The sequence below is a fragment of the Loigolactobacillus rennini DSM 20253 genome (assembly GCF_001436505.1).
Classification (GTDB): domain Bacteria; phylum Bacillota; class Bacilli; order Lactobacillales; family Lactobacillaceae; genus Loigolactobacillus; species Loigolactobacillus rennini.
The window spans coordinates 18,173-33,772 of sequence record NZ_AYYI01000009.1 but is presented as its reverse complement, the minus strand read 5'-3'; the positions used below and the strand labels follow the sequence as shown (position 1 = coordinate 33,772).

The window sequence follows — 15,600 nt, the reverse complement described above, 5'->3', positions numbered from 1 at the left end:
TACATATTATATGTACGAAGGCATTTCATTTACACAAGATTCTTGACGCTACCTAAAAATTGGATTAGTTAGCCACTGGGCACCAGGATGAACAACGGTTGCTGTTAACAAAACCACTAATCCTGTAAACAACCCCATCCCACCGCGATAAACAAAGCGGCCTTGTGGATCGGTTACTAAATACAAGCCCAAAATCGCAACAAAAGTGAGAACACCAATGCTATTTAGCAACCAACGCTGGGGGCGGTCAATTTTTTGCCGTAATTTAGTACTGGGCCAAATAAATGCCAAAGCTGCGCCAAATAACACCGCAAATAAGCGAGTATCAGTGCCATAGTACACACGGCTGGGATCATGCCCGGGAACATACAACCAAGCCATCAATAAAACCGAAAGTAAGCCCAATCCAAATAATGCTTGGGCAATGCGCCGGCGCCGTTTAAACAACAAAATTAAACTGACAATTAGAACTGGCCAAATTAAATATAACTGGCCCTCGATTGACAACGTCCAAAGGTGAGTGAACGGTGATTCGTTGTTAGCAAATCGGTCAAAATAAGACTGTCCGTGAAAAATTTGCCACCAATTATAAACATAAAGCAAATTACTCCACAAAATTCCCCGTAACTGCGCCAATAACTGACGCTGAAACAAAGTCATATAAGCTGCAGTCGCAAACAGCATGGTAACTAACGCAGGGTAAAGTCGCTTAATCCGCCGGCGATAAAACCCTAACAAATTAACCTTCCCATTTTGCTGCCATTCTTGGACCAATAAATCTGTCAACAAATAACCCGTTAAAACTAAAAAGATCACCACACCTAAGAAACCACCAGGAACCCGAAACGGGATGAGGTGATACAAAATAACGCCACCAACAGCAAGCGTCCGCAATCCGTTGATTCCCGTAATGTAACGACTGTTGGCTAATCTTTTTTTATGTTGCAATATTTGCCACACCCATTTTTGACCCTCATTTAATCGAGAAATTCAAAAGTAAAATCATCAAGCCGTACTAAATCACCATTTTTGGCACCTTTAGCACGCAAAGCATCATCGATTCCTAAACCACGTAGCTGCCGAGCAAAACGCATAACACTCTCATCATGATCTAAGTTAGCCATTTGGTAGAGCCGTTCAACTTTTTCCCCACTGATGACAAAAACACCTTCAGAATCACGCGTAACTTTAAACGGTGTCTTTTCTTGCTGGTAATCATAAACCTGCTCCACATCAGCATCTGTTGCATCCGTAATTGGAAAAGCAGGTGTCTTAGCCAACAAATCAGCTGTTTGGTTTAATAATGCTTTAACCCCTTGATGATTAATCGCGGCAATTGGATAGACTGGTGCTTGAACGCCTGCTTGATCAAGTTGCTTTTTAAACGACGTTAAATTAGACTGACTAGCTGGCATATCCATTTTAGTAGCTACAATAATTTGAGGTCGTTTAAGCAAATTCGGGTCATATTTAACTAATTCATGATTTAATTTCTGATAATCGGTTAACGGATTTTGCTCATCAACACCACTCATATCGACTAAATGTAACAATACTCGAGTACGTTCAATGTGGCGTAAAAACTCAATCCCTAAGCCAACCCCATTTGCAGCGCCTTCAATTAAACCAGGCATGTCCGCAACGGCGAAACTACGACCATCTGCTAAGCTAACCATACCTAAATTCGGCACTAACGTTGTAAAATGATAGTTACCAATTTTAGGTTTTGCACTTGTAATAACCGACAGTAAAGTCGATTTTCCAACAGAAGGAAAACCAATTAGACCAACATCTGCTAATAATTTTAATTCGAGATTAATGTGGGTCTCTTCACCTGGCTCACCATTTTCAGCAATTTCTGGCGCCGGATTCTTTGCAGTTGCAAAATGTACATTACCGTGTCCACCACGACCACCGCGAGCAATCACTAATTCTTGGCCCTCTTCAGTTAAATCACCTAAAAGTTGGTTGGTATCCACTGAGCGGACTGTTGTACCCGGTGGCACACTAATATAGGTATCCTTAGCGCCACGACCAGTCATACTCTTATGCATTCCCTTGCCGCCATCTGCCGCTTTAAAAATGTGTTTGTAGCGAAAGTCCATCAAGGTACTTAGTCCTTCATCAACTTTTAAAATGATGTTGCCACCACGGCCACCATCACCACCGGCAGGCCCACCAAACGGGACAAATTTTTCCCGCCGGAATCCGACCATACCGTCGCCACCACGACCTGCTTTAGCCGTGATTTTTACTTGATCTATAAACAAATTGTTTCCTCCTCTAATTTAAAAAGCATTAATGTCGTTCTAATATCTAAGTTAATGATCGTGTTCGTACATAAAATTCACATTTAACCAATTGTAAAGAAAAAACAGGTAGCTGTCTACAAGCACCTTGCGTTTACTTTTCATTTTAACATTAAAAACAATGTAAACTGTTAAAATTGTGTATCGATTACCATTCCCAAGTTAAAAAACCAAACAAATTATTGCCGATTGACGTTTTTGACTGAATTTGGTAGTTTTATATTGATTTTGAATGTTTTTAGCTGTAAACTAACTTGCGTGGAGGTGAGCCGGTTGCTTACTGAAGAACGTCATCAATTTATTTTAAACCAACTAAAACAGCACGCTATCATTAAATTACATGATCTCATCAGTGAAACCCATGCCTCTGAATCAACTGTTCGACGTGACCTGCAGTTAATGGAAGAAGCGGGTTTATTGGTCCGCGTTCACGGTGGTGCTAAACGGGTTGCAACTTTGCAAACAGAACTCGCGGTCAGTGAAAAATCTAATCAAAGTGTTGCTGAAAAAGAAAGCTTAGCTAAATTAGCGGTTTCTTGTTTAACACCACAGGATGTGATTTTCCTTGACGCTGGCACTTCCACTTTGGCGATGATCCCGCATCTAAAGCCAATTGCGAATTTAACCGTAGTCACTAATGGCGTTAACCATGCATCATTATTAGCCGATTACGACATTCGCTGTTTTTTAATTGGCGGTCAGTTAAAAAATGTCACCAAAGCCGTGGTTGGTGCAGATAGTGTCGCCGCGCTCCAACAGTACCGCTTTAACAAAGTTTTTTTGGGCACCAATGGGATTCATTTACATTATGGCTTCACAACACCAGATCCTGATGAAGCCGCAATTAAACGAACAGCCATTGCACAAGCAGAAATGGCCATTATTCTAGCTGATCACACTAAATTCGACCAAGTTACTTTTACTAAATTTGGTCATTTAGCACAAGCAACAATTGTGACCGATCATCTGACTCAGCGACAACTCGATCAATATCAACAACAAACAGATATTTTGGAGGCGATTAAATGATTTATACCATTACGGTTAATCCATCAATTGATTATATTGTCCGTTTACCCCGGCTCACGCTAGGACAAGTCAACCGTATGCAGTATGATGCAAAATTACCTGGTGGTAAAGGTATCAATGTTTCCCGAATTTTAAACCAACTAACAGTTAAAAATACTGCTTGGGGTTTTCTTGGCGGTTTCACTGGTAACTTTGTCCAGCAAAAATTAACAACAGAGCACCTGACCACTGATTTCACACCGATTACGGCCGATACTAGAATCAATGTCAAAATTAAAGCCGCTGAAGAAACTGAAATTAACGGTCAAGGACCTGAAATTACAGCAGCCGCTCAAAAAGCATTTAAAGCTAAGTTTAAACAGTTAAAACCAGGCGACATTGTAGTCATGTCTGGTAGTTTACCTCCAGCATTACCTGAAAGTTTTTACCGGGATTTAATTCCCTTAATTCAAGCTCATCAGGCAGAATTCGTCATTGATACAACGGGCCAAGCCTTATTAGATACGTTAAGTGCTCATCCTTTAGTAGTTAAGCCTAATCAACATGAACTAGCTGCATTATTTAATGTCAACTTAGATCATGATGCTGCAATTGTTAAATACGGCCGTAAATTGTTAAAAATGGGCGCAAAACATGTTTTGGTCTCAATGGCCGATGCTGGCGCTTTTCTTATTACACCACAACAAGTTTACAAATCAACTGCACCTAAAGGAAAAGTCATTAATTCTGTCGGTGCGGGTGATTCAATGATTGCTGGGTTTGTCGGAACTTTTAGTCAAACCCAAGATCCCCTTAAAAGCTTTGCAACCGGCTTAGCTTGTGGCAGTGCAACAGCATTTTCTGAAGATTTAGCGGTTAAGGCTAAAATTACAGCTGTCCAAAAGACAATTAAAATTACGCCTTACACCGATTAATTTTTTAAATTAAACCACCATAGAAAAAGGAGTGTTACCATTATGGACATTCGTGACCTACTTGTTAAAGACGTCATGATTATGGATCTAAAAGCGACTACCAAAGCAGAAGCAATCGACGAAATGGTCCATCAATACTATACAAAAGGCATCATCGATGACGAAAATCTTTACAAACAAGATATTTTGAAACGTGAAAATGAATCAACAACTGGTATCGGCGATGGCATTGCAATGCCCCACGCTAAAGACAAAGCAGTTACCCGGGCAACTGTCCTTTTCGCTAAAAGCAATAAAGGCGTGGATTTTAATGCTTTAGATGGCCAGCCAGTGCATTTATTTTTCATGATCGCAGCCCCGGAAGGCGCTAATAATACCCATCTACAAGCACTAGCTGCTTTATCCAGTTTATTGATTAACCCAGATTTAGTTGCCGCTTTGAAAAAAGCTCAAACACCAGCAGATGTGCAACAATTATTTGCCGACGCTCAAGCAGCGAAGGAAGCTAAAGACGCACAAGAAAGTGCCAGCAGCGCTGCAGCTGACAGTCAAGCAGCTGCTAAAACTGCTAAAACCGCAGCAAAAACAGCGAAGCCTGAGGAAGAACGACCATTTATCGTTGCCGTTTCTGCTTGCCCAACTGGTATCGCCCACACTTACATGGCAGAAGCCGCTTTAAAAAAACAAGCTGAAGCCATGAACGTGGACATTAAAGTCGAAACTAATGGTTCTGAAGGCATTAAACACCGGCTAACACCAGAAGACATCAAACGAGCAACAGGTGTTATCATCACAGCAGACAAAAAAGTGAAAATGGCTCGTTTTGCGGGTAAACACTTATTAAACCGACCAGTGATCGATGGCATTAAGAAGCCCGAAGAATTAATTAATGAAACATTAGCGCAAAAGGGCACAATTTATCACGCTAAAGGTGAAGATGAACAAGGCCCAGCAGATAATGAAGAAGAAAAGAAATCTGTTTGGAGTAACATTTACGCCAATTTGATGAATGGTATCTCCAACATGTTACCATTTGTCGTTGGCGGTGGGATTTTAATGGCGATTTCCTTTATGGTAGAACAAACTGTTGGCCCACACTCAACCACATTTATTTTCTTAAATAGCATTGGTAATTGGGCGTTTAGCTTCTTAATTCCAGTATTAGCAGCTTATATTGCCGTTTCCATCGGTGATCGGCCAGCATTAATGCCTGGTTTTGTCGGTGGCTTCATGGCCAATACAGCAGCTGCTAGTGTGGTTAAAACTTCTAGTGTTGCTGGTTTCTTAGGCGGTTTAGCAGCCGGTTTTATTGCCGGTTACGTGGTTGTTTGGTTAAAACGTGTTTTCCGTAATTTACCAAAATCTTTAGACGGTCTAAAACCCATGATTTTCTACCCAATTTTAGGTTTGCTGATTGTTGGTTTCTTAATGTATTTCATCGTGGATCCGATTTTTGCCGTAATCAACCACGCTTTGACCGTATTCTTAAACAGTATGGGCACGGGTAATTCAATTCTGTTAGGCACCGTTTTAGGTGGTATGATGGCCATTGATATGGGTGGTCCTTTCAACAAAGCAGCTTACACTTTTGCCATTGGTGTTTATACTAGTACCGGTGAAGGTAAATTAATGGCAGCAGTTATGGTTGGTGGCATGATTCCACCATTGGCGACTGCTATTGCCACCACATTTTGGAAGAACAAATTTACAGCAGATGAGCGTAAAGCTGGTATTTCCAACTATATTTTAGGTGTTTCTTTCATTACAGAAGGCGCAATTCCATTTGCAGCATCTGACCCACTCCATGTCATCACATCGAGTCTAGTGGGTGCTGCTGTCGGTGGTGGACTAACCCAGCTCTGGCAAGTTAGTGTCCCTGCACCTCATGGTGGTATTTGGGTGACACCTTTAGCAACAAATTGGCTCTTTTATTTAATCGCAGTCGTGATCGGTGCAATCATTGCTGGCGTTATTTTAGGTTTATGGCGGCCAGCTCTGAATAAAACAGAGGCTGCAAAATAAATTATCGGTAAAAAAGACAGTGGCAAAATAGTTGCCACTGTCTTTTTGCTTTAAACTTTCAGGGATAATTTAATTGTTTGCGCAACTGTTTTTGAAACCCCCACTTCATGTAAATCAGCGACAGAAGCCGCTCGTAATTTTTTGAGCGACCCAAAGTGGCGTAGCAATTTAACTCTTGTTTTAGGTCCAACACCAGGAATCTGATCTAATTGAGAACTTAAAGAATGCTTACCATGTAATTGCCGGTGAAAAGTGATGGCAAATCGGTGCACCTCGTCTTGAATCCGCTGTAACAAATAAAAGCCTTCACTTTTAGGATCTAAATCCATTTTCTTATCTTCTGGACCGTACATCAACGATGCCGTTTTATGATGTTCATTTTTAACCATGCCAGCCACTGGAATGTTCAGTCCCAATTCATCTTCCAACACTTCTTTAGCCGCATGAATTTGAATTTCGCCACCGTCCATTAAAATCAAATCTGGCAAAGCCTGTTGCTCTTTCAACAACCGGGAGTAACGACGGCGAATCACTTCCTGTGTATTTAACGCTTCATTCGCTCCATCACCCGATTTAATTTTATACTTACGGTATTCTTTTTTAGCGGGTTCCCCATCAATGTAGCAAACCATCGCAGAAACCGGATCAGTCCCTTGAATATTCGAATGGTCGAAAGCTTCAATTCGATGGGCAGAAGTAATTTGTAATACATCGACTAATTCTTGAACAGCCCCTAGCGTGTGGGAGTTGTCCAATTCCATTAACCGGAATTTTTCCTCCAACACTAGCCGGCTATTTTTGTTTGCCATCTGCATCAGAGCACGCTTTTGTCCCCGCTGTGGGGTACGAATATTAACCTGCAAAATATCCGCCAGAACTTTTTGATTCAACCCTTTAGGAACTAAAATTTCCTTAGGCAGCACATTATTTTTCCGTTTGTAAAACTGCAAGATAAAACTTTCTAACTCTTCTTCCGGCGTATTGATGCACGGAAATAGCCGTTTCTCACGTTTAATCAATCTAGCTTGCCGGATAAAAAAGATTTGCACTGATAACCAGCCTTTATCCATATAGTAACCAAAAATATCTCGCGGCGTGTGGTCGTTTGAAATAATCTTTTGTTTTTCAACAGTGGCTTCAATATAGCGTAATTGATCACGCAATTCAGCTGCCCGTTCAAAATGTAGCTCTGCAGCTGCTGCTTGCATTTTATCCTGTAATTCATGTTTAATGTCGCTAACCTGACCATTTAAGAAGCGTTTAATTTTACGAATTTGCGCATTATATTCACTTTTAGGTACTTCTCGAAAACAAGCACCCAAACATTGCCCCATATGATAGTATAAACAAGGACGCTTCTGACGGCCATTACAGCGCCGTAATGGGTAAACCTTTTGTAAAAAGTTCAATGTCTCTTCTGCAGCATGCACGTTGGGATAAGGGCCAAAATAATAGCCACCGTCTTTTTTAACATCACCGGTAATCAACATACGGGGATCGCGCTGATTGGTAATCTTAATGTACGGATAACCTGTTCCTTTTTTTAATTTAATATTATAGTGCGGTTGATGCTTTTGAATTAGCGTAATCTCCAGCAAAAAAGCTTCTTTATCTGTCGAAGTAATGATAGTCTCAAAATCCCGAATCTCAGAAACCAATAAAGCTGTTTTACCTTCATGATGACTTTTAAAATAAGACCGAACTCGATTTTTTAAATTCTTAGCCTTACCAACGTAAATAATCTTGCCATCACGGTTTTTCATTAAATAACAGCCCGGCAATGGCGGTAATAAGGTTAATTTATGTTCAAGATATTCTGTAGCCATGCCAAACAACCTTTCTCAACAAAATCACGTACAAATGTTCGTGTTTATATTTTAGCGATCCCCTGCCAGAAAAGCAAGGGACTGGCTTGTTGCTGTAGAAAAATTATTTAATACACTAAAAACAAGCAGGTAGCAAATCTCTTGCTACCTGCTTGTTTGCACTGATTTTACGCTTCCAGAATCTTCGCTAAAAACGCTTTGGTTCGTTCATTTTGTGGGTGTTCAAAAATTTGGGTTGGCGTTCCCTTTTCAGCAAAAACGCCACCATCCATGAACCAGACTTGGTTAGCAACACTTTTAGCAAAGCCCATTTCATGAGTGACAACTACCATCGTCATCCCTTGATTAGCTAAATCCTGCATTACTGTAAGTACCTCGCCTACCATTTCTGGATCCAATGCAGACGTTGGCTCATCAAATAACATCACGTCGGGATTCATCGCCAAAGCACGGGCAATGGCCACCCGTTGCTGTTGCCCACCAGACAAACTGCTAGGATAATTTTCAGCTTTATCGGCTAATCCCACCTGCGCTAATAGCTGCATAGCTGTTTTCTTGGCAGTAGCAGCCGCTAATTTTTTAACTTTTAAGGGCGCTAACTGAACATTATCCAGCACGGTCATGTTTGAAAATAAATTGAAGCTTTGAAAGACCATTCCCATCTTTTCACGCAGGTGATTAATTTGTGCTTCGCTTAATGAAGTTAACTCTTGCCCTTCAAAACTAATCTTGCCGCTAGTGGGCTGCTCTAATAAATTTAAGCAGCGTAAAAAGGTACTTTTGCCACCACCGGAAGGCCCAATCACACAAATTACCTGCCCTTTTTGTACTTGACCGTTTAAATCTTTTAGCACTTCAGTTTGACCAAATTTTTTTGTAACATTTTCAATTTTAATCATCTCAGGCATCATGTTTCATCTTCCTCTCGTAGAAATTTAATAATTTAGACAAACTAAAGGTCAAAATGAAGTAAATTAACATGGCGACAACAATGGGCATTACCCCTTTATAAGTTGCTGTCTGTACGGCTTTCAATTGATAAATCAAGTCGGTAACCCCAATAATGGAGACAATTGAGCTTTCCTTAATCAACGAAATGAATTCATTACCTAACGCTGGCCAAATATTTTTAAGTGCTTGTGGAAAAACAACACTCTTAAAAGTCTGTTGCCGGCTTAAACCTAAGCTCCGTGCTGCTTCTTTTTGCCCAACTGCGACTGAATTGATCCCACCACGAATAATTTCCGCCACATAGGCAGCTGAATTTAAAGACACCGCAATAATCCCAGCAATTAAAGCGGGAATATTAACAAATAAGCCAATGCCAAAATACACAAACATCACTTGAATCATCAATGGTGTCCCCCGGACAAATTCAATGTAAGCAACGCCTAATGCGTGTAATAATTTAACTTTACTCAACCGCATTAAAGCAAAGATGACGCCTAACAAAATCCCGAAGAAAACACTGATGATCGTAATTAACAAAGTGTATGCTACACCTTTGACAAAATAGCTAGAATAATGCCACATACCCGTATTTTTAGTGTTTGTCTGCATGTAAGTCCCTGCATGCTTTAAGTATCCTTGCGTTAATTTTTTCTGGGTGATTTCATCAATTGACCGATTAACCGCATTGACTAACGCCGGTGAGCCTTTCCGAAAACCAATAGCAGTATTGTTTTCTCCACTACCTAAATTGAATTGACTGTTTTTAAGCATGGCTAGGTTTGAATCATTGTCCACATAAGCTTGGGCAGAAGGTTCTTCCATAATGACGCCTTCAACCTTATGACTCTTCAATGCCAAAATCAAATCACTGATTTTAGCCAAGCCTTTCATTTTAGAACCAGCGATTTGTTTTTTACCAAGATTATATTGAATACTACCGGTTTGTGCACCCATCGCTTTATTCCGAAATGAATTTTTATTGTGATAAATTCCCTTATCCGTTTTATTAATCACAATGGACTGGCCACCACGATAATAAATCTTTGAAAAATCAATGCTTTTTTGCCGCGCTGGCGTTGGTGACATTCCGGCCAATACCATGTCGACCTTATTGGTTTCCAATGCCACTAGCAATGAATCAAAATCCATTTTTTTCACTACTAATTTAACGCCTAAATCATGTGCTACTTTTTTAGCAATATCAACGTCCATTCCCACTACTTGATCTTTCCCATGCCGATTAACTAAAAATTCATACGGCGGGTAATCTGGACTAGTTCCCATGACTAGGGTCCCTTTGTCTTTGATTCGCGTTAATGAATCGTCAGCTGCTTGAGCCGGTTGGGTGGTTCCAGCTAATAATGCGATGCCAACTGTCATTAGTATTATCAACCAACTCATTATTTTCTTCATCTTTTTTACCTGCCTCTTTTTATTCAATAAACGCAGTATACTTCAATATGATTTTTTATGCAAGTATTTTTATAAATAAGCCGTTTTTATGCATAAAATAGTTATTATATACACTGGCATCCAGAAGATAAATGCTAGCCAAAGCACTAACATTTCTGCTAGAATGTAGACAAAGAAAGGATGATCAGCATGGGTTTAACAACACGCCAAGATAATACGCTCAACGAACTTTTCGATAAATTTGCACTTGTTCCAAAAAAGAAAAAGGAAAAGAAAGCTGAAGCCAAAGAAAAAAAAGCTAGCGACAAAAAACAGTCAAAAAAATAAATTTAAAGTTTATTCCAACATCGAAAAGGATTGAACGTTCTCAACGGAACGTTCAGTCCTTTTTTATTGTGTCATTAATTATCTGCCAATTATTATTCAATGCAGTTCAACAATTCTAGTTAAAATTTGTTATACTTAAACCTGCAAGTTTAATGGTGGTTCGTGACTATCCCACCATAATAAAAAACTAGGAGGCCATCTTAAAATGGATAAATCTCGTATCAAGACTAATTCGTTAACAAAAATTGGGATCATTGCCGCAATCTATGTTGCGTTAACCATGTTAGTCGCACCTTGGAGCTTTGGTGCTACCCAACTCCGGTTATCTGAAATGCTCAATCATTTAGCCGTTTTTAACAAGCGTTATATTTGGGCGCTGACTTTAGGGTGTATCATCGTCAATCTTTTTTCACCTCTAGGCATTGTTGACATTATTTTCGGTACGCTTAACACATTCGTCATGACAGCCTTAAGTTACTACTTAAGTCGCCGGGTCAAGCGACTAACACTTAAATTAACAATCAGTACGATTACTTGCACTTTAACCATGTGGATCATTGCATTGGAATTACACGTTGTTAGTCACGTTCCGTTTTGGCCAACTTACTTTACAGTTGCTTTAGGTGAATTTGTTTCTTTAATTTTAGGTGCCATTTTATTCTATTTCCTAGCAAAACGGATTGATTTAACTGCCTAAACGTCATTGGCAAATACTGAAGTAAGTAATAAGTTAAAAACATGTCCATCAAAGGCTAGTTAACCTTTGATGGACATGTTTATTTTTCTGGCAAGTGCAATTGCTTGCCAAAACGTGTATTTAATTTAGTAATATTTTGCTGAGCAACTTCTTCAAAAGGAATGTTTGCCCACTGTGCAACTTGAGAAAGGTACCACAAAACATCACCCATTTCTTGAATCAATTCATCTCGATCCAGTTGTTCAGCGTTAAATGTATATTTTTTAATCAAATCAATTACTTCGCCACTTTCACTAGCTAAACCTAGTGCACAATTTGTCAAAACCTGTTCATTACCTAATAACGTTTGATTAGCTAATTTTTGGTAGTCGTTAAATTTCACTTAATCGCCTCCGGTTGTAATATGTGCTTGCAGCCACTGCCAAATTTGGTCAGCACCACTACCTGTCATACTGGAAAAAATAACCAAATCATCAGTTTGATTGAGCTGTAAAGCCTTTTTCAATTGTGCTGCCCGTTGTTGCCATTTTCCTTTAGATACTTTATCTGCCTTGGTGGCAACGATTAGTACCGGCAGACCATAATACTTAAGAAAACGATACATTGACAAATCATCTTCTGTCGGCTGATGGCGGACATCAATTAATGAAATAACACCTTGTAATTGTTGACGTTCTTCTAAATAAGTCTCGATCATTTCCCCAAATTTTGCACGCGCTTTTTTCGACACCTTCGCATAGCCATAACCAGGAACATCAACAAAATAAAATTGTCGGTTTAATCGGTAGAAATTAAGTGTCTGCGTTTTGCCAGGAGTACTTGAAGTCCGTGCCATTTTTTTTCGCTGAATAAGTCGGTTGATCAGTGATGATTTACCAACATTTGAACGACCTGTCAGCGCGATTTCGGGTAAGTTATCGTTGGGATATTGTTGCGGTGCAACCGCACTAATGACCAACTCAACATCCTGAATTTGCATTTGTTTGCCTCCATCTTTAAGTTACTGCTTTCTATTTTAGCATAATTTCTCCTTAAACCCTTAAATTAACAACGTCGCAGTCTAACCATTAGTCGATAATCAAAAACAGTGGACAATCCACCGTGTGAACCGTCCACTGCTAATTATCAAGTTTAAACTAAATCGAAATGAGCTAGCTACGACGCTTTCCGGCCATCAGTTAAAACCAACTTCGGCTTGCCACTCCCATTGACGGTATCTGCCGTAATGATCGCTTTGCTGACATCATCACGACTAGGTAAGTCAAACATGATGTCCATCATCACTTCTTCAATGATTGACCTTAAGCCACGAGCACCAGTATCACGTTCAATTGCTTCATGCGCAATGGCATGTAATGCACCAGGCTCAAATTCTAACTCAACATCATCTAAGCTCAACAGCTTAGTATATTGTTTAACCAACGCATTTTTAGGTTCCGTTAAAATCCGGACTAAATCATTTTCTGTTAGTTTTTCTAATGCGGCCATAATCGGGATCCGACCGATAAATTCTGGAATTAGACCAAACTTCATCAAGTCTTCTGGAATTACTTGCTGCATTAAACTACGGGAATCATCAATCCCTTTAGCTTCCTTCCCGCTAAAACCGATGACTTTGTCACCTAGACGCTCTTTAACAATGTTTTCAATACCATCAAATGCACCACCAACGATGAAAAGAATGTTAGTAGTATCAATTTGAATAAACTCTTGTTGTGGATGTTTACGGCCACCCTGCGGTGGTACATTAGCAACGGTGCCTTCAAGAATTTTTAACAGTGCTTGTTGGACCCCTTCACCAGAAACATCACGAGTAATGGAGACATTTTCGCTCTTTTTTGCAATCTTATCAATTTCGTCAATGTAGATGATCCCTTTTTGGGCTTTTTCAACATCATAATCCGCATTTTGTAATAGTTTTAATAAAATGTTTTCTACATCTTCACCAACATAACCGGCTTCGGTTAGCGTTGTGGCATCTGCAATGGCAAATGGCACATTCAAAATCCGAGCCAAGCTTTGAGCTAAGAAAGTTTTACCAGAACCAGTAGGTCCAATCAATGAAATGTTACTTTTTTGTAATTCAGTTTCATCATCAGATTGTACTTCCATCTGGTTAACTCGCTTATAATGATTATAAACCGCAACTGCTAAAGTTCGTTTAGCTTCATCTTGACCAATCACATACTGGTTTAAAATATTTAAAATTTCAGCTGGTTTTGGCACTTCAAGTAAATCATTATAAGATTCATCCTTAAACTCTTCATCTATGATTTCCTTGCATAAGTCAATACATTCATTACAGATATAGACACCCGGTCCAGCGACAATCTTTTTCACTTGATCTTGTGACTTACCGCAAAATGAACAATTGACAGGGCCATCCGTTTCTGTATTGTCAAACACACATATCAACCCCTATTAGTTTCTTAACTCAATTTTACCTTAAAAAATCTTACTTGCCAACGATTGTGGTCTTTTCTTCAACCACTAGAAACTCTAGCATACTCTCTACCTAAGGTAAAGCAAGTTGATTAACCATAAAAAAACGGTAAAAGCGATTTTAAAGGTAACTGTCAATGGTTACTTATAGACAGTTAAGGACTTTAAATAAAATCACTTTTACCGTAAACCAATCAGTTAATTAACTTAACTATTTTTTGTCGTCTTTAGCTTCTGCTTGAGGTTTAACATCTTTTGATTCTTTAGCGGAATCTGTAATGATCTTAATTGCTTCTTTGACGGCGATATCATGGCTTAACATGTCGTCAGTTAAAGCATTACGTACCGCCTTAACTTCCATGCCATAGTCATCGGCTAAGTCTTTCACTTCTTGCTTGATTTGATCATCAGTTGGCTTGATGTTTTCTGCAGTGACAACCGCTTCAAGCACTAAATTGGTTTTAACACGGTTATCTGCATCTTTGGCAAACTGTTTCTTCAAATCATCTTCAGATGTACCAGTTAACTTATAGTACATTTGTGGATCAATACCTTGCCGTTGCATATTACCTAAATATTGGTCTAATTGACGTTGGATTTCTTCATCAATCATTGCTTGTGGGATGTCTTGAACGCTGGCGTTGTTGACAGCTTCTTGGATTGCTGCATCTTGGATGGCGCCTGTAGCAGCATCATCCTTCTTCTTTTGCAGATCTTTACGTACTTTATCTTTCAATTCAGCTAAAGTATCAACGTCTTCATCAACATCTTTGGCAAATTCATCATCTAATTTAGGCAATTGCTTTTCTTTAACTTCATGAATCTTAGTTGCAAAAATAGCTTCTTTACCCGCCAAATCCTTAGCTTGGTAATCCTTAGGGAAGGTAACCTTAACTTCAACATCGTCACCTGCTTTATGGCCAATTAATTGGTCTTCAAAGCCAGGAATAAAAGAATTAGAACCTAATTCAAGTGAATAGTTATCTGCAGAGCCACCTTCAAAGGCTTTTCCATCAACTGTCCCTTTATAATCAATGACAACTGTATTGCCAGATTCTGCAGGTTCATCTTCTTTAAGGACTAATTCAGCTTGCTGCTGACGTTTACTTTCAATTTCTTTTTCAACGTCATCATCTGTTACTTTCCGGTCCTGTACAGGAACAGCTAACCCTTTATACTCACCTAAAGCAACTTCAGGCTTAACCGTTACTTGTGCTGTCAAAACCCATGGTTTGTCTTGCTCCATGCTTTTAACATCAACTTTAGGTTGATCAACCGGTTCAATTTTAGTTTCTTCAATCGCTTTTTGATAAGCTTCTGGTAACACGATGTTTAACGCATCTTCATATAATGAAGCTTCGCCATACATTGAATTGAAGACTTGGCGTGGTACTTTGCCTTTACGAAAACCAGGCACATTCAAATTCTTTTTAACACGTTTAAAGGCTTGATCTAGCCCTGATTTAATTTTTTCTGGTTCAATTTCAAAGGTTAATTCACCATCTGTGGCGCCCTTTTTTTCCCATTTTGCTGCCATTACTTTCCCTCCGGAATTATTATTTTCGTCATTAATTATTGCATACTGTGCTATTTTAACGTAGTTTCACAGACTTGTAAATCTTTCTTCCTAAAAAAGCCATCCGTTCATAATTAGGCATAAAAAAACTCGG

14 protein-coding genes are annotated in these 15,600 nt (G+C 39.4%); 5 read left to right on the top strand and 9 right to left on the bottom strand.

Annotated elements, in window-relative coordinates; translation table 11 throughout:
• Positions 1-48: 48 nt before the first annotated feature.
• Positions 49-948: an acyltransferase family protein gene (locus FC24_RS01695; protein WP_083485597.1), complete on the bottom strand. Its 900-nt coding sequence runs from the start codon at positions 946-948 to the stop codon at positions 49-51.
• A 29-nt stretch (positions 949-977) separates the two neighbouring features.
• Positions 978-2,270, bottom strand: coding sequence for a GTPase ObgE (gene obgE / locus FC24_RS01690; RefSeq protein WP_057873144.1), 1,293 nt, complete (start codon positions 2,268-2,270; stop codon positions 978-980).
• A gap of 312 nt (positions 2,271-2,582) precedes the next feature.
• On the opposite strand from obgE, the gene FC24_RS01685 reads away from it, so the two are divergent.
• Genes FC24_RS01685 through FC24_RS01675 form a run of 3 tightly spaced genes read left to right on the top strand, consistent with a single transcriptional unit; the run spans position 2,583 to position 6,274 of the window.
• On the top strand, positions 2,583-3,338 hold the full coding sequence (locus FC24_RS01685; RefSeq protein WP_057873143.1) for a DeoR/GlpR family DNA-binding transcription regulator: 756 nt from the start codon (positions 2,583-2,585) through the stop codon (positions 3,336-3,338).
• A complete protein-coding gene (gene pfkB, locus FC24_RS01680; protein WP_057873142.1) occupies positions 3,335-4,252 on the top strand; it encodes a 1-phosphofructokinase in 918 nt (305 codons plus the stop codon). The genes FC24_RS01685 and pfkB overlap by 4 nt, the downstream gene beginning before the upstream one ends.
• A 42-nt stretch (positions 4,253-4,294) precedes the next feature.
• Positions 4,295-6,274 (top strand): PTS fructose transporter subunit IIABC, encoded by a 1,980-nt coding sequence (locus FC24_RS01675; protein ID WP_057873141.1) that lies wholly within the window; start codon positions 4,295-4,297, stop codon positions 6,272-6,274.
• A gap of 50 nt (positions 6,275-6,324) precedes the next feature.
• Here the strand turns inward: FC24_RS01675 and uvrC are convergent, their stop codons facing one another.
• From uvrC to FC24_RS01660, 3 genes are all read right to left on the bottom strand, one after another.
• Entirely contained in the window at positions 6,325-8,100 is a 1,776-nt protein-coding gene (gene uvrC / locus FC24_RS01670; protein ID WP_057873140.1) for an excinuclease ABC subunit UvrC, read from the bottom strand.
• Between the two features lie 167 nt (positions 8,101-8,267).
• Complete coding sequence (locus tag FC24_RS01665) at positions 8,268-8,999, bottom strand: amino acid ABC transporter ATP-binding protein (protein WP_169790269.1); 732 nt, start codon at positions 8,997-8,999, stop codon at positions 8,268-8,270.
• Position 9,000: 1 nt separating this feature from the next.
• Complete coding sequence (locus tag FC24_RS01660) at positions 9,001-10,464, bottom strand: ABC transporter substrate-binding protein/permease (RefSeq protein ID WP_057873138.1); 1,464 nt, start codon at positions 10,462-10,464, stop codon at positions 9,001-9,003.
• A gap of 189 nt (positions 10,465-10,653) precedes the next feature.
• On the opposite strand from FC24_RS01660, the gene FC24_RS11625 reads away from it, so the two are divergent.
• Complete coding sequence (locus FC24_RS11625) at positions 10,654-10,791, top strand: SPJ_0845 family protein (protein WP_169790268.1); 138 nt, start codon at positions 10,654-10,656, stop codon at positions 10,789-10,791.
• Between the two features lie 205 nt (positions 10,792-10,996).
• On the top strand, positions 10,997-11,488 hold the full coding sequence (locus tag FC24_RS01655; RefSeq protein WP_057873137.1) for a QueT transporter family protein: 492 nt from the start codon (positions 10,997-10,999) through the stop codon (positions 11,486-11,488).
• Positions 11,489-11,567: 79 nt separating this feature from the next.
• Here the strand turns inward: FC24_RS01655 and FC24_RS01650 are convergent, their stop codons facing one another.
• The 4 genes from FC24_RS01650 to tig all read right to left on the bottom strand — a co-directional run bounded on the left by FC24_RS01650 (position 11,568) and on the right by tig (position 15,467).
• The gene (locus FC24_RS01650; protein ID WP_057873136.1) at positions 11,568-11,870 is read right to left on the bottom strand and encodes a nucleoside triphosphate pyrophosphohydrolase family protein; all 303 of its coding nucleotides are present in this window, start codon (positions 11,868-11,870) and stop codon (positions 11,568-11,570) included.
• A complete protein-coding gene (yihA, locus tag FC24_RS01645) occupies positions 11,871-12,467 on the bottom strand; it encodes a ribosome biogenesis GTP-binding protein YihA/YsxC (protein ID WP_057873135.1) in 597 nt (198 codons plus the stop codon).
• Positions 12,468-12,643: 176 nt separating this feature from the next.
• Entirely contained in the window at positions 12,644-13,894 is a 1,251-nt protein-coding gene (gene clpX / locus FC24_RS01640; RefSeq protein WP_057873134.1) for an ATP-dependent Clp protease ATP-binding subunit ClpX, read from the bottom strand.
• A gap of 247 nt (positions 13,895-14,141) precedes the next feature.
• On the bottom strand, positions 14,142-15,467 hold the full coding sequence (gene tig / locus FC24_RS01635; RefSeq protein WP_057873133.1) for a trigger factor: 1,326 nt from the start codon (positions 15,465-15,467) through the stop codon (positions 14,142-14,144).
• Between the last annotated feature and the right edge of the window lie 133 nt (positions 15,468-15,600).